Source organism: Streptococcus sp. SM3 (genome assembly GCF_027497875.1).
In genome coordinates this window covers 1-21024 of the sequence record NZ_JAJNSA010000007.1, presented here as the reverse complement: position 1 = coordinate 21024, position 21024 = coordinate 1, and the positions used below count along the sequence as shown (strand labels likewise).

The window sequence follows — 21024 nt, the reverse complement described above, 5'->3', positions numbered from 1 at the left end:
AACCTAAAAGTATACTACAAAAAGCTATCACGCAGATAATTATTTACTAATTTTCTACCATATTTAAAAACTCACTAAATGAATTTGCCAAAAAATAAGTATTCATATCATCAGTAGACGATGCAAATTCATAGGTATCATCATAATAATAAATTCCAGCATTATCATCATTGCTCAGCCAGAACACTATGAAGCCATGTTGAATAGTGTCCCCAATAATGATTGAATTTGGGAATAAATCATCCCGATACTCACTAGTCCACTGTTCGATATCTGCATTTTTTATATTCGTTTCAACACCGAACATTACATCAATATTAATTTCTTCACTAATTTGAGAAATTCTTACTAAATTTTTATATTTATAAGCTGTATTTCTACCACCATTTTCTTGTAATAAAAATCTTTTATAATCTTCTGGTAAAACTACTTCAAATTTATTTTCTAATATTGAAATCGCTTCTTCATTGGCAAATCCAAACCTATCAAGCTTCATTGTCATTTTTATTTATTTCCTTTCATAATTGATATACCACCTCGATGAGTTATAGCCCTATCAACCGCTTGCAACGTTATTCCATCTTGGTGATGATGCCAAGTATTACCAATACCTGCATCTCCTACCTTAGCTCCGCAATATCTATATAAAATCCCATTAGCCTTTCTCCGTGTTTACATACGGCTCGTAAACACTAGCTTTTATGTGATTAATTTCGATTTTTCTTCCTGTATCCAAGCTTCAAAAACATCTGATACTGATAAATCTTCATTTTTTTCATACATTGCATCGTATATGTAATTGCTTTTAAGACTATTATTTTTCACATCATATACCAATCTTATTTCAGTAGGTACCTCTTTAGAGTTCTCTTTAAAGAGTACTTCTATCTTTTCCGCATCCTCTATTCCATATTCTAATAGCGAGAATTGGATATCATCTGAATCATTAATTTTTTCTGACAAATACTCATTTACATCACTTTTCTCAGAAATGAATCCACCAATTTTATAAAAAACATCAAAAGAAACTAAACCATCCTCTAAAACTACATATATATAAACTATCTCTGCTTTATTTTCTACATACTCGAGTGATAAAGAAATCATATCAGATTGAATTTCCATTAATTGATCTTCAAATATCATTTACTTCCCTCCACTAATATTTTTTATACGATGTGTATAAGTTTGTCCGTCAATTGTATAATTTATCCTAAATGTCTTCGGTCGTGCAGAATTCTCTACATACTCAATTTTGACATGAACTTCAACTTTCTTATTCGCTTTAATTGCTTCTGACCTGTCTCATTCGAGCGATCCTTCAGCCAGGCTTAGATGGGTTGATGATGTGCCAGAATTCCTTATATGCTAAGCTTAGTAATCGTATTCTGCAATACCAATAAACTCTAATGTCCCAGAACCATTGTTACTTACTTTTAATCCTTCTTTAGAATAATCAAAATCATAAATCAAAACAATTGTATTATAGGTTGATGATATTTTAGGAAACTTCATAATAATCTCTTCATCGTATGAGAAACCTTCAAGCAAAACATCAATATTATTTTCAGAAACATCAACCCAATCTTTTTCAACTAAATCTCTATCGTAGTACGACAAATGAAAGTCTGTCTCAAATTCTGAAGAAACGCTATTCCCATCCTCTTTATATGTAATTTTGAAGTATTCTTGAAATTCTTCTTGACTGGCAAAATTACCGAGCCATAACGATACTTTTTGTTTCATTTTTAATACCTTCTCAATCCTTCTAGTAAATTTAAAATTCCATTTTTCATTCTTCGACTTGCCCATTCATTTAAGAGGAATCAATATCTATTCTTCAATCTCCAAATTCATTTTCTTCGTCATCCAAGACTACTTCCCCTGAACTTTCCCATTCTTCTTTTGTAATTTCGCCACTTTGATACATAAAGTTTTTATTCAATTCAACTAAAATATCATCAAAGTCATCAAAACAATCGATTATCCCCCTAATTCCAGTTAATAAATTATAGAAAGCAATAGTGTAATCTGAATTCTCTGAAGAGGAAATTGTAGTAATGTCTATCTCGTTAAACAATCTTAATCCTTCATAAAAACGATCTTCATATTTTTTTAGAAAGATATTTATCGTCTTGTCTATATCTCTGATACTTTCTTCTCTAAGTAGCACACCTTTATTATTCTCATTAAGAATAGTCAATCGTTTCATTACATCTTTTAACTCTGAACTAATCATTTTAATCTCCTCCCAGAAGCTAAATTAAATTTTTTACTATTAGAAGTTCCATCAGGATTAAGAACATCCTTTACTTTACCTCTTTTATTGAATAACTCAAAATAATCTTTATGCCGACCATCTAAGTACAACTTATCTCCTTTTTTCAAAATATCATCTATATCTTTAGTCACCTCATAAACATTTTGCCCGTCATATTGTTTCTTCGTCTTTCCAAATGATACTTGATGGTTTGTTAGATTAGACTATCCTCGTAGTACAGAAGAAGAAACAGTGACATTATCAGATATTGGATTGATAACAAATTCTTCTATATCTTGGTTAGATTGAAGTAACTGGATACAATCAGCTAGTCGAACAGTTTCTAACCTAAGAGAGTCTTGATCATGTATAGGTGGCAATTGCTCATCTAAACTTGTCAAAATAGGCAGATAAAAATTCCTCGTCACATCTTGGATATGAAGAACACGAAATGTCTGCTCATCAATCCATCTTACTGGAATAAAAAGTGAACTCTTCTCCAAATTTGAAAGAAGCTGTTCCCTATTTTTTCTGTTTTATTTGATGAAAAACGTTGTAAACTATCTTTGACGTTCATTCTTTTTTAATTCCTTATCCAAATCTTGAAGTAGGTAGATGATTTCTAAATTATAATTAGCAGTTGCATCTATCAACATACGTGCATGATCCTTAAGATGAACATTTAATGGGATAGTTTCTGTTTCCTTTATTGATCTAATAATGGTATAAAGAGTGTTAATTGCTCCTTTTTCCTGTATTTCTGAAGGATACTGTTCATCCATTATTTCTAAAATTTTATTGGCTATCTCTATTGATTTCATACTCATAATCTACTCCTTAATTAGGGACAGTCCTTACATTCACAACCCAATCCTGCGACCATCCCTGTGGTAATAATATTTGGTCCGCACCGCCTTTTAGAACAGTCCCTGATGAAGATATCGTTTGTGGCGCAACTTTTCCAATACTTAATGTTTCTCCCTTATAGCAAAATGTCTTGAAATCCTATTTCTGATATTTGTTCATTAATATATTTTATTCCAACACCGTTTTCAATATCCCATTCACAATCACAAATGAAGCCTGCTTCGCGTGTATTATCATCAAAATTCATCGGAATCATAATTTGTTTTACTGTCAAAAATTTAAAGATTTCACTCGGATTATCTTTAGCATTTAATAACTTCTGACCAAAATTAGAATCTGAATCCAGTCTATCAATTACCTCATCAATTATTGAATTATAATATCCAACAATACCATTCTCGGCTTGGGTAACACAGTTCTGAATATCACTGAAAAAAAATTCAAAAGCTTTGATTTGATTTTCATCGAATACCGCATCTTCATCTGCATCAATATTTATTTCAACAGAAAATTCCTTTTTAAAAATATTTAATTTAATACTCTTAGTCCAACCATTATTAAATGTCAATTCCCCAAAAACAGGATGTACTATCTTCATTTCATACCTCTTTTTCTACTGCAATAATTCCAACAACTTTTTAACTTCTGAAACACCGCCTAAATGCCCAAATTTACTATTTATGATACTCGGAACTAGTTGCATACTCGTCATGTCATTAAGTTCGTGCCACGTTAGTTTATTTTCTTTTCTAAACTTAACAATTTCTCGACGAGTTTTCCCCAATTCTCTAGCAAGGAGCTCATCAGCTTGTCTAAAGTTAGCATTTCTGTCAATACCCATATCTATAATTTTCACTTAACCTTTAGAGACAGGTGAAAAATCTGGTATCGCATTTTCATACTCTATACCTTCTAGATTTACATCATCTAAAATTTTTCTAACCTCATCTTTGTTTGAAACAAATGTAGACTCTCCTCTTTCACCTGTCCAGATGATTCTTCTGGAAATAAGCCCGTGCCATGCTATCCACTTTCTGGTGATAACGGTTTGCCGCCTTCTTGAAATGAGGATTACGATAGATAGCTAGCGCTTCAGGATTACGATAAGGGCTGGCCATAGTAACCGTCCCACTCACCTTTGTTAAGCCCTTATTTTGATTGTTTAAAATCGCATCTAACTCACTTGTGACCTGCTTCCCATTGTTCGTAAACAGATTACTTCTGGATCGACCAGAATAGTTCCTTTTGAAACAGCCAATTCTTTAGGAGTATCTTCATCATACAACGTGACAGTTGTATCTTTAAAAATCATCTCTCCAAAAACGGAACTATCTGGAATCAATTTCCCTTCAACTTTTGTCAGACCGATATTTGAAAGATACTCATCAATAGGTAGAGGCTTCGGAGTCTGTAACGCCTCTGGATAGTATCTTCTCACTATTCCTTCCGCAACTTGTTCCATATCCCTAGTATAGATATAGGGAACAAACTCCAGAGTAAAATCTGGAGTTTGTTTCATCTCTTTATTAGTAGCATCATACTCTGTGATATTCCCTACGGAGAAATGATGAAGTCCATTATTCAATTGGTAAGAAACCGTTACATCTAGCCATATTTCAGCATTATCTACTTCATATCCATATTTAGAGTGTCCTTTTATTTCTAATATCGCTACTACAAGCAAATGAGATTCTATCACATCACCAACCATATTTCATGTTAAAACACTCTTGACGCTAAAATCATTTAGCGCTTTATAGGATATCGAAGATAGAGTATAGGATTTAACCATTATTTCATCCCTATGAAGAGAGATGTAAGATTTCAACTTACTAAATAGCTCATTATAAAAAGTTTTTTCAATAAATGACTCAAGGAATTTATCACTCATAAATAGAACTCCTACATTATATTTTGTGCATTACTCTTAACATATACTCAAAAGCATGATTCCGTAACCAAATACTAGCTATTTGCAATATCATCTTCAGAATATAGCATTCCTAAAAAGTCTTCAAATGTTTCTGAAACAAACTCTACACTAGGATGCCATTCGTATGAATCCTCACGCTTCCAATAACATACCTTGGGGTTCTGGGTCCCTTCTCTATAGTCTAAACATATAAAATCACCACCGAACAGTGTTGCTACTGGTAATAGTTCTACACCAACAGAATCTGGATCCACACTTAAAATTTCTAGTATTGGACTCCATATAACATCAATATCGTACATTCCTAGGGAATTCTCTTCAAAATCATCTAAAATACAAAGGAATCTTTCTATAACATACTCTTTATCATCACTGATTTTAAAAAGATTCTTTTTAGGAATTATCCCATTATATCTGATTATGAATTCCTTAAAGGAATTCGGTAACTCAATGCACCATTCTTCCTCCTTTTCCTTAACTAATTCAATACTAGGCAAAGGGAGGATTACCGTTCTAATATCTTCCACTTTCTAATTTTTTCCTTTCTTTTTATATTTAGAATGAATACCACATTCAATATATATTAGCAGCGCTATACAAGAACTACATACACCTCATAAAAAATCAATCAAGACAATACTACTATACATAACTAATCTAAAATTTCAGATATTTTTACCTCTTTTTCCTCATTTAAATCATAGAAACCAACATGAACCCCCTCCTCGTATAGCCACGCTAAATTCGTCCCATACTTCGCTTCAAAAATTTCTTCCATCACGGGTGCAATAGAAAACATGGTTTTTGCTGATACAATTTCAAAATTTTGGGGATTATTTACGTATTCCTCATCATCGGAACTAGAATAAATGGTCCATCCATTTAATTGTAACAGTCGAGATTTTTCTCTGTAAGTATACGCAATAGGTAATCCATTTTTTACATTCCTTGATAGAACAAATCCTCCATAATTATCACTTACTTTCATTTTCATACTTCTCCAAAATATTTAAAAAATCATTTCTCCAAGATAACTCTTTAGCGTAGTCTAACGCAGATTTACCCGCATCATTTTTTAGAGTATAATCTGCATTATGTTTTAGCAATAATTCATAAATAGGATATGCATCATGCGTTGTTAATTTTAAAACAGTTAAAGAATAAATTAATGCTACTGATCCATATTTATCAATTGCATTAATATTTATACCCGCTTCAATTAACTTATCTATTACATTTACTGCGTACTCTACATTCGGTCTCCAATTTGCTTTAAATTGAAAAAAATTATGTAGTGCTGTCCTACCATCTCTATCCTGATAGTTTATGTCTATACCTCTATCAAGCAAGAAGTTAATTATCTTAATTCGGTCATCAATTTTATCACTATTAGTGAGGACAACCGATAAAAGATTCAATTGTTCCTTATTTACCTGATTTATACTACCGCTATATAAATCTTTCAGTAATTTAAAATCGCCTACCTGTGCAGCTTCAAATATTGCTTTTGATTCCATATTACCCATCTCCTTACTCATACTTATGACTTCTATTTGCTGAAGGTGTTTCTAATCTAAAATTATTAGGCAGATTCCGTGTGCCTTCAACAACATCTCCCCACCAGGAACCAATCTCATTCGAGCGGTCCTTCAACCAGGCTTAGATGGGGCGATGACGGCGATAAAACTCCTAAGTTATTATTTTATTTATAATCTACACTTGTAATGAAATTTAAATAATCTGAGAATTTTACAGAGCCATCATAAGCATAGTTATAGATTAGTACAACTGTATTGCCTTTATTTATAGTCAGACTCTCTAATGCGTTCAATTCACACAACAACTGTTCCTCATAGGAGGCAGTGCGCAAAATAATAGATATATCGTTTGTTTCATTTGGCAAAACTGCTTTTTCAATTAAATCTTCATCTATATCATTAATGTCTATCTTAAAATCGTTGAAAAAATCAGAAACAACGATCTCTCCCTCATCATCATAAGTTAGATCAATATAATTTTCTAACTCAGTTAAATTTTTGAAATTACCTATCCAAATAGATACCGTATTGTCTGTTTCCATTTTATTAAATCCTTTCCATCCTGAATATGGAGAATGCGGAACGTCTGCTTATCTACCCATCTTATAGGGACGAACAGCGTCCATTTCTCCATATCTGAAAGAAGTTTCGACCTATTCTCTTCTGTTCGATTCGATGAAAAATGTTGTAAACTATCTTTGACGTTCATTCTTTTTTAATTCCTTATCTAAATCTTGAAGTAAGTAAATGATCTCACTTTGATAATGCGTTGTCTCATCTGCAAACATTCTAACTAGACTTTTAAGATTTATGTTTTTTGCTACTTCTCCACTTTCTATAATTTCATTTGCTAATTGATAAATACTTTGAATTGAGCCTGTAACACTTTTTTGTTTGGGGTACTCTTCTTCAATAATAAAAACAATTTTTTCAGCAATTCGCTTTAAACTACTTGTCATATCTCTTTTTCTCCCTCAATTATTGATAATCCATCAATTAGGAACTATTCTAAAATCCGAAATCCATTCTAATGGCCAGTCTTAACGAGTGGTCCTGCCCCCTCCGCTAAGCTTTTCTGGATTTCCTCTGGTAATAGCTCCAAATCTAGCTCAACAATAGAACCTAAAGGATAAATAGGACTGTAGACACTGTCCACAATCCCCATAAAACCCTGTAAATCAGTGATGGAAAATAGTTGATCTAGTTGATTGTAATGAATCTGAGCTTCCTGATTCTCATAACTATATGATAATGGAGTAGAAACTAAGTTTAAAGCGCTTGACTACTTGTAAATTCATTAGCTTATCTTCAAATATTATTTTCTACTTTCACCGTATCATACCAGTTATTGAATAATTCTAATTCTGAAGTATCATCTGAAATAGGTGAATAACTATATTTGGATTTGAGACTATTGCTGCTCTTATTATAAATAATTTTGATTTCGGTAGGTACTTCTTTTTTATTATTCTCAAACAAAATCTCGATTTTTTCTAAATCATCAATTCCTAATTCTAGAAGTTGTATCTGTCTATCACGTGAATCATCTATTTTTTCATTTTCATTCAAAAAATCATTAATCTGATTAAGTTTAATTATCTCCCCATTTTTCTTAAAAAATAAATTGAAAAAATAACTACCTTCTTCCATATAACCATACAAATAAATTTCATCAATTTGACTATTCGAATATTCTAATCCTAAAGACACCAAATCAGATTGAATTTCCATTAATAAATCTTCAAATATCATTTACTTCACTCCATATTACTTTTTGTCAAATCATGTATTACCTTATATTTATGATAATCTTGATATCCTCAGTACGCATAAAGGCAATCGAGACTTGTTGATGGAAGAGCTCGATAAAATTCAAATCAAATTTCACTGCGTTGCTTTTCTAATTTTATCATTATGGTTTGTCCCAAAGAGGTGAGGAATACATATAGTTTCCTCTGTTAGATATCTCCCTTCGACCCTCACGTACTATAAAGTCCAATACATTAAAGAATTTTTTTTCAGCCTCAGAAAAATTATCAAATTCAAATGTTCTTCCAATTTTATAACCCCTCTCATCTCTGCTATTCACCATGAATAAATCATCTTTGTAAAATATATGTACAGCAAATGGTGTTCTATTTGTTTCATCGAAAAGAACATACCGTAAAGATATATAATTTTTTTCTTTTATAATACATTCTATTTCTTGTTTGAATTTTTCAATTTGTTCCGAATCCATTTTATCACCTCTTTTAATAAAACTAAATCTTCATAATACTTCAAAGAATTCCCTAGTTGTATCTGAGTTCCTCTACCTGCTCCAAAGACTTTTGCAATTTCTCCTTGTTGAATATTACTTAAACCTCACATTGGCTGATTCAAGGAATTTATCACTCATAAATAGGATTCCTCTTTTGTATTTCTATGGTTCAGAAATATATAACTTTTCTATAAAATTAGTAAAATTATCTGCTAAAAAGTATACATTTGAATCTACCGACGACTGGTCAAATATAAATGTGTGGTCCCAAAAATAAATTCCTCTATCCTCTCCACTCACAATCATAACAAATAACCCTCCTCCATATTCCGTTCCAAAGACAAATGAATCGTATGGAAGTTCAATTTGGTATTCTGAGTTCCAATCCGTTAGACTAAAGTTTTTATTCTCTGAAATACCTAACATTGTCCCCAAAATCACTTTTTCATTTAAATCATCAATAAAAAACGATAAGTACTGCTCTTTAGGAATACCCACATTAACTTCTAATAGAAATTCCTTATAGTCTTCTGGAAGTATTACATTTATTTTTTTTTCTATCTCTGATAGTTCTGAATTTGAGATAGGTCTCTCTAACGATTTAAAATAATACATTCTTTCCTCCATTATTTTCTTCTTAAAGCAAATCTACCTTATTTTATGGATGCCATTATATTATCAAAATCCTCTTTTAGTTGCTCGTATTTCTCATTACTATAGAGATAAAACGCCTCTACTCCTCTATGTATTATTGCATATACAGTTGGATGGAAATTCTTATCTGTGGCATCGATAACAAATTACGTCATTTGAGTAGCTGCCTCTGGACTATAGCCCAACGCTTCTATTCCAACACGAATCATTGTAACTTGAACATCGATTGGAGAAATGGACTCTTGAATTGCTTTAGCATTTAAAACACCAAATATATAGGAAGCTAAAATTTGCCTATTCATTTCGTCCTTTAGATCAATTTTAACCAATTGGATAATATCATTTGCTATTCTTAATGACTCACTTACATATTGATTTTCCATTTATTTCTCCTTATTTCTCTCTATAATACTTTATATTTCCCTTTAGCATAGCCACAGGGAATATAACCCAATCGATATAAAGTATATAAATCATCAAAAAACGGTGAATTTACATTCAGACATTCATTCTTTAACGTTAAATATATAGAAATGTTAATTATATCAAATCTAATTTGGGGTATCATTGATTCAAATATTTTTTTTTCTTCAACTAAAGCAAACAGTTGTTTTGTAACAATAGGAATAATTCTTTCTTTTGCATCCCTACTCAATTCATTCCATTTTTTGAAAATTTCTCTCTCATTTTTTAATAAATATGCGGTTAGATCACCACGTTGTTCAAGAACAAAATTTTCCCATTTTAAACTTGTGATATTTTTTTCCGCAATGGACAACTTATCTAGCTCTATTATAGGAATATTAGTTTTTCGAGAATTCACTAATAATTTTATACTAGTTAAATTATCAACTACTTCTGAAATTATTTTCATTTTAAATACACACCTTACTACTTACTGCAGATAAAAATTTTCTGTTCCATCCTGAATATGGAGAATGCGGAACGTCTGCTTATCTACCCATCTTATAGGGACGAACAGCGTCCATTTCTCCATATCTGAAAGAAGTTTCGACCTATTTTCTTCTGTTCGATTTGATGAAAAACGTTGTAAACTATCTTTGCCGTTCATTCTTTTTTAATTCCTTATCTAAATCTTGAAGTAGGTAGATGATTTCTAAATTATAATTAGAAGTTGCATCTATCAACATACGTGCATGATCCTTAAGATGAATATTCGATGGGATAGTTTCTGTTTCCTTTATTGATCTAATAATGGTATAAAGAGTGTTAATTGCTCCTTTTTCCTGTATTTCTGAAGGATACTGTTTATCCATTATTTCTAAAATTTTATTGGCTATCTTTATTGATCTCATACTCATAATCTACTCCTTAATTAGGGACAGTCCTTACATTCACAACCCAATCCTGCGACCATCCCTGTGGTAATAATATTTGGTCAGCTTGAATACACACCTTACTACTTACTGCAGATAAAAATTTTCTGTTTCATCCTAAATATGGAGAATGCGGAACATCTGCTTATCTACCCATCTTATAGCGACGAACAGCGTCCATTTCTCCATATCTGAAAGAAGTTTCGACCTATTCTCTTCTGTTCGATTCGATGAAAAATGTTGTAAACTATCTTTTATATTCATTCTTTTTCAATTCCTTATCTAAATCTTGAAGTAAGTAAATAATCTCACTTTGATAATGTGTTGTCTCATCTGCAAACATTCTAACTAGACTTTTAAGATTTATGTTTTTTGCTACTTCTCCACTTTCTACAATTTCATTTGCTAATTGATAAATACTTTGAATTGAGCCTGTAACACTTTTTTGTTTGGGGTACTCTTCTTCAATAATAAAAACAATTTTTTCAGCAATTTGCTTTAAACTACTTGTCATATCTCTTTTCTCCTTCAATTATTGATAATCCATTAATTAGGAACTATTCTAAAGTCCGAAGTCCATTCTTATGGCCAGTCTTGCAGTAATAATATTTGGTCAGCACCACCTTTCAGCACAGTCCCTGATGAAGAAATCTTCTGCATGATAGGAAGAGCTACTAATACTGCACTGAGAACCCAACCATTTATTTTGTAAGGAATTTCTTTTGACTGAGATACTTTAAGACTTCCTTCATTCAAATCGTAATAAACTGGTTTCTTTTTATAGTAGCCAAAGGGAATTATTTTTTATAATCATACATATCTTTTACTCACTAGAACAACACTTCCAATAGTCAAGTACTTACTCATTCTCTAACTCCTTTATCAATTGATTTAAAATAATATATCGTTCTTTCGTTTTTGTATTTAAGAATAAACAAAAAGGAAAAAGTAAACCGACGGAAACAAATAAGAATAAAAAGATTGATGTCAGTAAATATAGAATAGCAGAAATTGTAACTATTAGAAATAAAGATATGATAGTTATCATTGCAATCTTAGAATTCCTTTTTTCTTGATGAAGAAATATACCATATGATTCTCTCGACAGGTAAAAATCAGATAATTCTATCTCTCTATACAACTTTTTAAAGTAGATTCGCGAAACAGAAAAAACTGCAATTGTCCCAAATATCAGTATTAAAGTATTAAATAATAAAATATTTATAAATAGATATTGATTTAACCATCTAACTATTGGCAACATAAACAGTATAATCATCACTAAGAAAGATTGACTATAGCTGCTTTCTTTTTTATCTATCCTGATTAGTAATTTTTGACTGCTTTTATCATAAAAAACAGATTGCTTTTGATAGATCCCTACAGGAATAATTTCATAATTATCTTTCATCATCTCACCTAAATACACTTCCCTTAATTCCATTTTATCTTTCTTTTTTGATAGTTTTCAACAATACGCAACCAACGAATGATATTATTTTGCCAAAGTAGAAAAACACTCATCCCCGGTAACAACCCCAAAAGACTTATGGCAATAATTTCACTTCCTATAGTTTTGCCAATCATGTTAAATACTAAAGCCACAACAATTAAACTCGCTATAGAAAAAAATACAATGCAAAGAGTCACTAGCCAAGCCCATAATTTCTTACTTTTAGTTATTTTCTTGTTGCTAAAATTATTCCAAATGTTATTCCCATACACGGCTCCTCTAAAAGCCTGCTTTGTGGTCGGAGTAACGAACTTTATGTTTTTATATAAAATTTTCTCCATTATGATTGGAAAACCAACTCCAGCTCCCACCCAAACTATTATCAAATAAACTATAGTTGCTACACTATACTTTTCATAAAAAGGATCCAAGACCGGGAAAATTCTGCACATTATACGAATCGAGATAAGAATCAAAATGATACAAACACTATATTTCCAACTATATTTGGATTTTTGTGTATTCAACAGTGAGCTTTTAGATGCCGCTAACGGTATCTGCTTTTCTGTATCAAAGTATATGGCTTGATTATTAAATTCACCAATATAAATAATTTTTCTAAACATTCTTCTATCTCTGTCTCCTTGTAATATCTTAACTTTTTTACGCATGTTTTTAAATAATAGAAATATAAAAAGTATGAAATACCCACTTCTAACACAGTAACAGAATTTTTGTTTAATCTTGCTCTATTACTTCTTCTACAAAAAGATGTCCTTGCTGATAAGAAATACCGATAGGTAAGATTTGCCATGAAAAAACGAAAACAGCTAGTGAAAACAGTCCACTAAGTATTAAGATTCCGCTGATATTACTCAAAAAATACCACAAAAAAGATGCTAATAGTAAAATCAAAAATACTATCGATAAACCATATTGTTTTTTACCATCTGTACTAAATCTTACTTCCACACTTGGAACATTCCCAAGTTTATCTTGAATGGTATACTTCTTGTCTCTAAAAAGTACTCTATATATGAAATAACCTATAATTACAGAAAGAACAAACATAGCAAACTTTAAAAATATTCTTTCCTGCATACTAACATTCTCAAAAAAAGAGTCTAGGAAACCATAGAGGAGATGAACAAAAGGTTGAATGACCACTACTATCGTTGATCTTCCTAAAGAAGATTCTTTGATATTAAAACGTGTATCCGTTTTAGAAATTTCATACATTTTTACAGAAAGTTCATCTATAGGCTGTCCCCAGTAATATTTTTTAGGTTCAATTGTGGTATTATCTAATACATACCTTTTATTTTTGTATTCTACAATATGATAACTTCCTGATGTTTGAAAAATTTTCATAACTAATTTACCACCCAAATACTTTCTGAATTGATTTAATACCTGAATAAATGCTATTTTCAACTTCCTTAACACTTTTTTCAATATTGTCGCCCATCTCATTTGCTATGGTTTTAATGCCCAAAAAGTTATTTTTATAAGCTTGGCCAACTACAAAAGCTACTGCAACACCAGCTGCAATTGACCAACCAACTGGATTGCTTGCCATAGCAGTTGCTAAAATGGTAGCTCCACTAGCAACATAGCCTGTCCCAACACTAGCATATACGATTCCTGTAGTAAGCATATCAACCCCTACTACTGTCATTGCCGTCGTTGCTGCAGTATGTGTAAAGGCACGTCCGGCATTCTCATTTTGTAGATTATTCAAAAAGTCCATCCCCATAAATACTGAACTAATCCTTGAAATTCCAACAGAGGAGTTGGTTCCTGGTATAGGGATATTAATTTCTGAAGTTGTGAGTTGCTTAAGTAGATTCGCAGCATTTGCTTTGAATAAAGCATCCGTATAGGCTTTACTATCCCCAGAGTAGGTAATGTTTATATTACCAAACTTATCACTAGTAGTAAAATACTTAAAGTACTCTGATAATTTAGGATTCGTTGAGCTTAACTTAGTAATTGTATCTTTAGCAAGTTCTTCCAGAGATGTATCTCGGATAAGATCAAGCAACTCACCTAAATCGTTACTAGTAATATCACCATTAACTTTACTCTCGACATATTTTCGTACAGCATCTTTAACATTCTCTGGCAACTCTTTACCTGGATAAAGTTTTTATAGTCTCTAATTCTCGCTACATAAGCACCAATCAGTTTCTTATCATTCTAATTTTTAATCTTATTATAATTTCCTTTAAGCTCAACTTTATTTCTCACTAACCTTCTAGATTTTGTACGCATACCAGAATATACTTATCGCCCTCAGAAGAAAGTACCGCTAAAAATTATAAGATTAAAAAGTGTCGTTTCGACCGGAACTGAGAACTTAAAGTTCCTCTATTTCAACTGGTATTAATTCCTTGTTCCTACATGAAGAAATAATTGTTGGCATTCTAGCTATAAAAAAGAAAAATGTTGATATCAATCCATTTATAACTAAAACTGCTCCTTCGGAACCATTACTAATACCCATAAAAAAGCCCAAACAAATAATATTCAATAAAAAGCCAAACAATAATACTGGATTTCTTTTACCATTTGGTTTAAACTTGACTCTATAACGTTTGCTATTCTTTGGTATTCTTGATAATGCGTTACGTCGAGAAGTTTTTTCATAATAAACAGCTCCTAAGTATGCAAGGAGCATAGACAAGACAAATAGTATACTCTTCATAAATATCTGCTGACTCAATCCCATACTAATAAAAGCTGAATTCATAGCCCTATATAGTAGTGCTACAAATGGTTGTACCATAATAGATATAGTAGTTGTCCCTATCTTTGTTTTAGACTTAATTTCAAAACTATCATCAGAGGGAGTTAACTCAATCATATCAAGAGTGATTAAGTTAGGAAGCAGTCCGAGAAAATAGCGTTTCCCTTTCATTGAACCTAAGTCCATAATATATTTTTTATTTTCTATTTCTACAATACTATACGCCATCGTATTAGCATTCTTGAACTTTAAATTAATCATTTACCACCCAAACACTTTCTGAATTGATTTAATACCGGAATCAAAGGCTTTGCCAACATCTAATATACTTTTATTAAGATTGTCACCCATCTCGTTTGCTATGGTTTTAATGACCAAAAATTATGCTTATAAGCTAAACAATTCAACTTACAACTTTTCTATTTTTTCAAAAATAATCTCTTGCTTTTCGTAACCTTCTCGGAGTGGTAGCATACCTAAAATCACCGTAAAGAAACCCAAAAATAAAATACTGTTAATGATAAGGATAGAGGCTTCTGTCCCATTATCAGTAAGGATATAAAACCCCAAACATCCTATAACCGCAACAAAAAGAATAGGCAGAAGTTTATACAGTTTTAACTGACGTTGTGGTCTTGCTAGCTTGAATACTATTTGATACTTCGTTTCATTACTTGAAAGCTTTTGTTGAAGATTATGACGAACCACAAAAGCAATGAACCTGAAAGCAAGATAAGCCAGGGCGATAAAGAGGACAAATAAACCTAATTTAAAAGAAATATTATGGCTAATGTCATAACTCTTAAAAGCATTCGTAACAATCCCATAACAAGCTCCACCTATTGCTACACCTATTCCAATACCAAGAGATTTGCTCATAGTTGGAGCTAAGCTCTCAAAACTTGTATTACTTTTATCTAACTTTAAGCATTTAGCTGTGATTTCACTAGGAAGAGAACCCCAGAAATAAGTTTTAGGACTAATGCTAGTCATATCCAAAAGATATTTTTCACCTTTAAATTCTACAATTTTATGAAAAGTTTTATTTGTTTCTTTAAATTTTAATTCCACATTTCCCCCCAAAACACTTTCTGAATTGATTTATTACCTGAATCATTTAATTTCCTTTAAGCTCAACTTTATTTTCTCACTAACCTTCTAGATTTTGTGCGCATACCAAAATATACATATCGTCCTCAGAAGAAAGTACCGCTAAAAATTATAAGATTAAAAAGTGTCGTTTCAACCAGAACTGAGAACTTAAAGTCCCTCTATTTCAACTGGTATTAATTCCTTGTTCCTACATGAAGAAATAATTGTCGGCATTCTAGCTATAAAAAAGAAAAATGTTGATATCAATCCATTTATAACTAAAACTGCTCCTTCGGAACCATCACTAATACCCATAAAAAATCCCAAACAAATAATATTCAATAAAAAGCCAAATAATAATACTGGATTTCTTTTACCATTTGGTTTAAACTTGACTCTATAACGTTTGCTTTTCTCTGGTATTCTTGATAATGCGTTACGTCGAGAATTTTTTTCATAATAAACAGCTCCTAAGTATGCAAGGAGCATAGACAAGACAAATAGTATACTCTTGATAATTATCTGTTGACTCAATCCCATACTAATAAAAGCTGATTCCATCGCTCTATATAGTAGAGCTACAAATGGTTGTACCATAATAGATATAGTAGTTGTTCCTATCTTTGGTTTAGACTTAATTTCAAAACTATCATCAGAGGGAGTTAACTCAATCATATCAAGAGTGATTAAGTTAGGCATCAATCCGAGAAAATAGAGTTTCCCTTTCATTGAACCTAAGTCCATAAGATACTTTTTGTTTTCTATTTCTACAATGCTATACGCCATCGTATTAGCATTCTTAAACTTCAAATGAATCATTTACCACCCCAATACTCTCTGAATTGATTTAATATCGGAATCAAAGGCCTCATTTAATTTCTCTAATTCCTTCAAATGTGATGTTTCTAATCTTATAATCGGAAAGAATGGGAACCTTGCCAAAGTCAATTGTTAGAAGGAAAAATGTGATAATACTATTGATAACGAGAACAAGCCCTTCTCCTCCATCATTAATTGACAAATAGAGAACTAAACAAGCTATTATGGGAACTTTAAAAATATAGGCGTCAAAAACTTGCTTTCTTGCAGATATTGGTTTAAAAATCATCTCATATCTTCTACTAGAAGAAGGCAGTAAAGCTTTAACATTTTTACGATCTTTCTCTCTTGTAAAATAAAAAATCAAGTAGGAGAATAGTATAGATGCGCAAAATACTACTAATTTTAAAATTATCTGTTGGCTAATATTGTACTCTTTAAAAAAAGTTTTCAATAAAGAATAGACAATCCATACAAGCGGTTGAACCATAATTGCCACATATGAAGCTTTAAACTTATTAATCGGGGTACTAAAATTGAGATCCTCTCTGTTAAGTTCCGCCATCTCAACCGTTAATTCCTCCGTTGGAACACCCCAATAGTAGAACTTGGGAGTCATTGAACTGGCATCTAATATATATTTTTTCCCGTTTAGTTCTACAAGTTGATGACAAAAATACTTCGTTTCTCTATAATTAATTTCCAAAATTACCACCCAAACACTTTCTGAATTGATTTAATACCTGAATCAAAGTCATTTCTAACTTCTCAACGTTCTGTATTTATAGCTCTTCAATTTCAGTTAATGTTAGTGTCTTATAATACTCTGGGATTTGTGGCATTCTCAGTATTACAAAAAACCACCACGAAATTATGCCATTTATAACCAATATAGCACTTTCATAACCACTGTCAAGTCCTATAAAAAATGCTAAACAAACAGCATTAATTCCAAGAGTAATATACCACCAATCAATCATTCGTTTACCTTTGGGTTCCAAAACAAGTCGACAACGTTTACTGTTTTTGGGTACTCTTGATTCAAACTTCCCTACCGCACTTTTTTCATAAAAGACAGCCATAAGATATGACAAAAATACAGAGAAAGCAAATAACGCTACTTTCATTAAAATTTGCTGATTGATTCCCCAGCTAATAAAGGCATCTTTCATCAGCGTATGAGAGAAGCCCACAAGTGGCTGAATCATGATAACTAGAGCAGTAGATGCGCCTATTGGTGTTTTCGATTTTATTCTAAAACTATCATTAGATGGAGATAACTCAACCATTTCAGCAGTAACCTCTTTCGGAAGCGAACCGAAGAAATAGGATTTGCCTTTTATAGTAGTAGGATCTAAGATATAACTTTTATTTTTAAACTCTACGAGTCTAAAAACTGCTATATTCGAATATTTAAATTTTAATTCCACATTTACCACCCAAACACTTTCTGAATTGATTTAATACCTGAATCGATACTATTTCCAATTTCCTTAATACTCTTATCCAGATTGTCGCCCATATCATTTGCTATATCTCTGATTCCAAGAAAATTATTTTTATACGCTAAATCTACCGCATATCCAACTGCAACACCTGCAATAATAGTCCATCCAACTGGATTAGAAGCCAAAACTGTTGCTACTGTTGCAAGTCCCCCTGAACCTGTAGCCGTTGCTAAAAGAGCTGTTGTTGCAACATCCACTCCTACTGCTGTAACTGCCGTCGTTACTGCCGTATGCGTAAAAGCACGTCCAGCATTCTCATTTTGTAGGTTGTTCAAAAAGTTCATCCCCATAAATACTGAGCTAATACCTGATATCCCCATGGAAACATTCGTACCTGGAATCGGAATACCAACTTCTGACACAGTAATATTATTAAAAAGACCTTTTAGAGCATTCGTCGTGGAGTCTTTCGCAAATTGTTGAGCATCAAAGGCGAAATTCATATTTTTATAATATGAATTACCACTTATTCCCACGCTCCAATAATTAGCTACATCCGGTACTGATACTTTCATTTTCTCAATAAGGTGCTTGATACCTTCTTCAAGACTTGTATAGACTGAAGTTTCCGCTAAGTCATTACCATAGTCTCCTAACGTCTTAACTGAAGATGAATCTCCATACTCTGCCTTCTTAGTCACCTCCCTCGCAAGAGCCTGCAATTCCTCAATCCCTGCCTTGTCCTTGTCAAATGCAACGCCTGGATGATTCTTCTGGAAGTAAGCCCTTGCTAGGCTATCCACTTTCTGGTGATAGCGGTTTGCCGCCTTCTTGAAATGAGGATTACGATAGATAGCTAGCGCTTCAGGATTACGATAAGGGCTGGCCATGGTAACCGTCCCACTCACCTTCGTTAAGCCCTTATTTTGATTGTTTAAAATCGCATCTAACTCACTTGTGGCCTGCTTGCCATTGAAGGTAGCCAGGCGCTTCTCCGTCTCGGAAAGCGACTGTTTCGACGCCTCAATAGCCCGACTCAACTTATCCTTACTGGGAGCTTTCAGTGAGATCAAGTCAGAAATTTCCGTATAATATTTATTCGTCGCATCCATATCCCGGACAATGGAGGAATGGAGACCATCCACACTCTGCTTCAAGCTAGTTAAGGCCTCACTGTTGATAACAGCTGTTGCGCTTTTCTCACCGACTGTTGATTCAAAGTCAGAAATCAGATTGTCAAACTCAGTATAAAGCAGATTAGAATAGTCCACATAACCCTGAAGGAGGGGGAGGTTATAATAATTCAACTCATGGTTAATCGCAGTCTTGACATCACCACGCAGCGCTTGACTCGATGCAAGACTCTGCGCAGTCGACTGTGCCTCAGCCAAATCATCCTCGAAAGCTTGGGTCTGTTTATAGAGAAAATTCTTTAAACTTTCCAACTCGCTACGCTTGATTTTCATCGTCTAACTCCTCCTGTAATCGTAGATAAAAGTGGGAAGGAATAGCTGTTTTCATCAATATTTCCCGTAATTGACCCACATAGGAACTTTCTTTTTCTGATTCCGCATAACCCTGAGCGATAATTCGTTTGATCATGGTCTTATGAATCGCCATCGGTGGAAGCTCTGCTTGAAGACCAAGTGGCCAGAACTGTGCTAAATAATCCACATAAGCTCCGTCGAAAACGACTTTTCGCCCCATAATCATGACATAAAGTGGCTCATCGCCTAAAAGTGACGCTACTAGCTCTTGAGATAGCTGCTCCTTATCAATCTCAACCAATGTACCCAAGGGAAGAATATCGCTATAAACCTTATCAACCCCATCTAAAAAATGGACAAACTCACTTTTAGATAACGTAATCTCAGTCTCATTCCGACAAATATACACTTCTTTCGGTAAAAAAGTCACTTCAATATCAGCGCCAATCCGCGGATGATAAATATAGTTTGGTTTTTTATCCAAAAAAGCTTTTACGATTGCGCCCAATACCTCTGGACGATTTTTTAAAATAAAAGCTATCTGATGTAAAAAATCTGTAGTGGGAAATGCCACGGCTACTGGACTTACTATTTTGTAGCATATTTAATAATTTGACAATTGTACTTTTACCAGCATTATTTTTCCTACAATTAATGATGAACTTTTTAATCTATACTCTTCCGTTATATTTAACTTATTCCCTTCATCTTCATCGACTGACCTTTCTGTCCATTTACTATGAGCGAAGTGAATAGTCTGAGCTTCTTCACCATATTTTCTATAATTCTTTATTGATAAGCTTTTTAAATATATAAAAATTCTCTTCTATTTTGGGGTTCTCATACTTAACTCTCTCAACCGTTCCTGCCCTATCTTCAACATCTCTTTTTCAACCGTGTTCCATTTTCCAAATAGTAAATCATGAAGAACGGTTGCTGCTGAAGTTGTATTTTCTCCTGAATCATATACACAACTTCTATCTCGTTGATAAATTTGAATTCTTTCAAAGATAGCTAGTTCTTCCAATTGTCGTGTATTATCAACTATATGATTTACAATGAAATCATGATGTTCTTTTGGAGTTGCGCGTGCTTGATTTGGATTAATAGCGTACAGTTCTTCGTAT

The 21024-nt window shown here is 32.6% G+C and carries 36 protein-coding genes and 1 pseudogene; all 37 read right to left on the bottom strand.

The window, feature by feature from the left end:
- Positions 1-46: 46 nt before the first annotated feature.
- On the bottom strand, positions 47-502 hold the full coding sequence (locus PAN06_RS02355) for an SMI1/KNR4 family protein (protein ID WP_269795491.1): 456 nt from the start codon (positions 500-502) through the stop codon (positions 47-49).
- A 2-nt stretch (positions 503-504) separates the two neighbouring features.
- Complete coding sequence (locus PAN06_RS02350; protein WP_269795514.1) at positions 505-609, bottom strand: HNH endonuclease; 105 nt, start codon at positions 607-609, stop codon at positions 505-507.
- 90 nt (positions 610-699) lie between these two features.
- Positions 700-1146, bottom strand: coding sequence for a hypothetical protein (locus PAN06_RS02345; RefSeq protein WP_269795490.1), 447 nt, complete (start codon positions 1144-1146; stop codon positions 700-702).
- 228 nt (positions 1147-1374) lie between these two features.
- The gene (locus PAN06_RS02340) at positions 1375-1746 is read right to left on the bottom strand and encodes an immunity 22 family protein (RefSeq protein WP_000811035.1); all 372 of its coding nucleotides are present in this window, start codon (positions 1744-1746) and stop codon (positions 1375-1377) included.
- Positions 1747-1840: 94 nt separating this feature from the next.
- The gene (locus tag PAN06_RS02335; protein ID WP_269795489.1) at positions 1841-2239 is read right to left on the bottom strand and encodes a hypothetical protein; all 399 of its coding nucleotides are present in this window, start codon (positions 2237-2239) and stop codon (positions 1841-1843) included.
- A complete protein-coding gene (locus PAN06_RS02330) occupies positions 2236-2412 on the bottom strand; it encodes a filamentous hemagglutinin (RefSeq protein WP_269795488.1) in 177 nt (58 codons plus the stop codon). Before PAN06_RS02330 ends, PAN06_RS02335 begins: the two co-directional genes overlap by 4 nt.
- Positions 2413-2484: 72 nt before the next feature.
- Positions 2485-2763, bottom strand: a complete 279-nt coding sequence (locus tag PAN06_RS02325) for a hypothetical protein (RefSeq protein ID WP_269795487.1) — start codon at positions 2761-2763, stop codon at positions 2485-2487.
- A gap of 57 nt (positions 2764-2820) precedes the next feature.
- A complete protein-coding gene (locus PAN06_RS02320) occupies positions 2821-3087 on the bottom strand; it encodes a MerR family transcriptional regulator (protein ID WP_269795486.1) in 267 nt (88 codons plus the stop codon).
- Between the two features lie 155 nt (positions 3088-3242).
- Positions 3243-3725: a hypothetical protein gene (locus PAN06_RS02315; RefSeq protein ID WP_070842158.1), complete on the bottom strand. Its 483-nt coding sequence runs from the start codon at positions 3723-3725 to the stop codon at positions 3243-3245.
- 15 nt (positions 3726-3740) lie between these two features.
- Positions 3741-3983 carry an HNH endonuclease gene (locus tag PAN06_RS02310; RefSeq protein ID WP_142350479.1) on the bottom strand — a complete coding sequence of 81 codons (243 nt, stop codon included), beginning with the start codon at positions 3981-3983 and terminating at the stop codon, positions 3741-3743.
- A gap of 124 nt (positions 3984-4107) precedes the next feature.
- Entirely contained in the window at positions 4108-4263 is a 156-nt protein-coding gene (locus PAN06_RS02305; protein ID WP_269795485.1) for a hypothetical protein, read from the bottom strand.
- Between the two features lie 38 nt (positions 4264-4301).
- Positions 4302-4838 carry a hypothetical protein gene (locus PAN06_RS02300; RefSeq protein WP_269795484.1) on the bottom strand — a complete coding sequence of 179 codons (537 nt, stop codon included), beginning with the start codon at positions 4836-4838 and terminating at the stop codon, positions 4302-4304.
- Between the two features lie 254 nt (positions 4839-5092).
- Positions 5093-5587, bottom strand: a complete 495-nt coding sequence (locus PAN06_RS02295; RefSeq protein WP_269795483.1) for an SMI1/KNR4 family protein — start codon at positions 5585-5587, stop codon at positions 5093-5095.
- A gap of 125 nt (positions 5588-5712) precedes the next feature.
- Entirely contained in the window at positions 5713-6048 is a 336-nt protein-coding gene (locus tag PAN06_RS02290) for a DUF2185 domain-containing protein (protein ID WP_000868444.1), read from the bottom strand.
- Positions 6035-6577 carry an ankyrin repeat domain-containing protein gene (locus tag PAN06_RS02285; RefSeq protein ID WP_000443990.1) on the bottom strand — a complete coding sequence of 181 codons (543 nt, stop codon included), beginning with the start codon at positions 6575-6577 and terminating at the stop codon, positions 6035-6037. The genes PAN06_RS02290 and PAN06_RS02285 overlap by 14 nt, the downstream gene beginning before the upstream one ends.
- A 185-nt stretch (positions 6578-6762) precedes the next feature.
- Entirely contained in the window at positions 6763-7140 is a 378-nt protein-coding gene (locus PAN06_RS02280) for an immunity 22 family protein (protein ID WP_000447047.1), read from the bottom strand.
- 150 nt (positions 7141-7290) lie between these two features.
- A complete protein-coding gene (locus PAN06_RS02275) occupies positions 7291-7557 on the bottom strand; it encodes a disulfide bond formation protein (RefSeq protein WP_132974265.1) in 267 nt (88 codons plus the stop codon).
- Positions 7558-7906: 349 nt separating this feature from the next.
- Positions 7907-8350: a hypothetical protein gene (locus PAN06_RS02270; RefSeq protein ID WP_004262707.1), complete on the bottom strand. Its 444-nt coding sequence runs from the start codon at positions 8348-8350 to the stop codon at positions 7907-7909.
- A 160-nt stretch (positions 8351-8510) separates the two neighbouring features.
- Entirely contained in the window at positions 8511-8837 is a 327-nt protein-coding gene (locus PAN06_RS02265; protein ID WP_269795482.1) for an Imm59 family immunity protein, read from the bottom strand.
- Between the two features lie 183 nt (positions 8838-9020).
- A complete protein-coding gene (locus PAN06_RS02260; protein ID WP_269795481.1) occupies positions 9021-9473 on the bottom strand; it encodes an SMI1/KNR4 family protein in 453 nt (150 codons plus the stop codon).
- 38 nt (positions 9474-9511) lie between these two features.
- Positions 9512-9895, bottom strand: a pseudogene (gene imm48 / locus PAN06_RS02255) (Imm48 family immunity protein).
- Between the two features lie 20 nt (positions 9896-9915).
- On the bottom strand, positions 9916-10386 hold the full coding sequence (locus tag PAN06_RS02250) for a hypothetical protein (RefSeq protein WP_000691898.1): 471 nt from the start codon (positions 10384-10386) through the stop codon (positions 9916-9918).
- Between the two features lie 181 nt (positions 10387-10567).
- Positions 10568-10834, bottom strand: a complete 267-nt coding sequence (locus PAN06_RS02245; protein ID WP_000062817.1) for a hypothetical protein — start codon at positions 10832-10834, stop codon at positions 10568-10570.
- A gap of 262 nt (positions 10835-11096) precedes the next feature.
- Positions 11097-11363, bottom strand: coding sequence for a disulfide bond formation protein (locus PAN06_RS02240; protein ID WP_269795480.1), 267 nt, complete (start codon positions 11361-11363; stop codon positions 11097-11099).
- A 68-nt stretch (positions 11364-11431) separates the two neighbouring features.
- Complete coding sequence (locus PAN06_RS02235) at positions 11432-11605, bottom strand: hypothetical protein (RefSeq protein ID WP_269795479.1); 174 nt, start codon at positions 11603-11605, stop codon at positions 11432-11434.
- A gap of 103 nt (positions 11606-11708) precedes the next feature.
- Positions 11709-12293 carry a hypothetical protein gene (locus tag PAN06_RS02230; RefSeq protein WP_269795478.1) on the bottom strand — a complete coding sequence of 195 codons (585 nt, stop codon included), beginning with the start codon at positions 12291-12293 and terminating at the stop codon, positions 11709-11711.
- Positions 12284-12973: a hypothetical protein gene (locus tag PAN06_RS02225; protein WP_269795477.1), complete on the bottom strand. Its 690-nt coding sequence runs from the start codon at positions 12971-12973 to the stop codon at positions 12284-12286. Before PAN06_RS02225 ends, PAN06_RS02230 begins: the two co-directional genes overlap by 10 nt.
- 67 nt (positions 12974-13040) lie before the next feature.
- The gene (locus PAN06_RS02220) at positions 13041-13673 is read right to left on the bottom strand and encodes a hypothetical protein (protein WP_269795476.1); all 633 of its coding nucleotides are present in this window, start codon (positions 13671-13673) and stop codon (positions 13041-13043) included.
- Between the two features lie 7 nt (positions 13674-13680).
- Positions 13681-14430: a hypothetical protein gene (locus PAN06_RS02215; RefSeq protein WP_269795475.1), complete on the bottom strand. Its 750-nt coding sequence runs from the start codon at positions 14428-14430 to the stop codon at positions 13681-13683.
- 231 nt (positions 14431-14661) lie between these two features.
- Positions 14662-15312: a DUF443 family protein gene (locus PAN06_RS02210; RefSeq protein ID WP_269795474.1), complete on the bottom strand. Its 651-nt coding sequence runs from the start codon at positions 15310-15312 to the stop codon at positions 14662-14664.
- A 147-nt stretch (positions 15313-15459) separates the two neighbouring features.
- The gene (locus tag PAN06_RS02205; protein WP_269795473.1) at positions 15460-16122 is read right to left on the bottom strand and encodes a hypothetical protein; all 663 of its coding nucleotides are present in this window, start codon (positions 16120-16122) and stop codon (positions 15460-15462) included.
- A gap of 189 nt (positions 16123-16311) precedes the next feature.
- Positions 16312-16962 (bottom strand): DUF443 family protein, encoded by a 651-nt coding sequence (locus tag PAN06_RS02200; RefSeq protein WP_269795472.1) that lies wholly within the window; start codon positions 16960-16962, stop codon positions 16312-16314.
- Positions 16963-17011: 49 nt separating this feature from the next.
- Positions 17012-17677 carry a hypothetical protein gene (locus PAN06_RS02195; protein ID WP_269795471.1) on the bottom strand — a complete coding sequence of 222 codons (666 nt, stop codon included), beginning with the start codon at positions 17675-17677 and terminating at the stop codon, positions 17012-17014.
- 67 nt (positions 17678-17744) lie between these two features.
- Positions 17745-18401, bottom strand: coding sequence for a DUF443 family protein (locus PAN06_RS02190; RefSeq protein WP_346732039.1), 657 nt, complete (start codon positions 18399-18401; stop codon positions 17745-17747).
- Positions 18395-19876, bottom strand: coding sequence for a T7SS effector LXG polymorphic toxin (locus PAN06_RS02185; protein WP_269795470.1), 1482 nt, complete (start codon positions 19874-19876; stop codon positions 18395-18397). The genes PAN06_RS02190 and PAN06_RS02185 overlap by 7 nt, the downstream gene beginning before the upstream one ends.
- A complete protein-coding gene (locus PAN06_RS02180) occupies positions 19860-20381 on the bottom strand; it encodes a DUF4176 domain-containing protein (protein ID WP_269795469.1) in 522 nt (173 codons plus the stop codon). The genes PAN06_RS02185 and PAN06_RS02180 overlap by 17 nt, the downstream gene beginning before the upstream one ends.
- Positions 20382-20723: 342 nt before the next feature.
- Positions 20724-21024, bottom strand: a 301-nt coding sequence (locus PAN06_RS02175; protein WP_269795468.1) for a zeta toxin family protein, incomplete at its 5' end; no start/stop codon positions are given.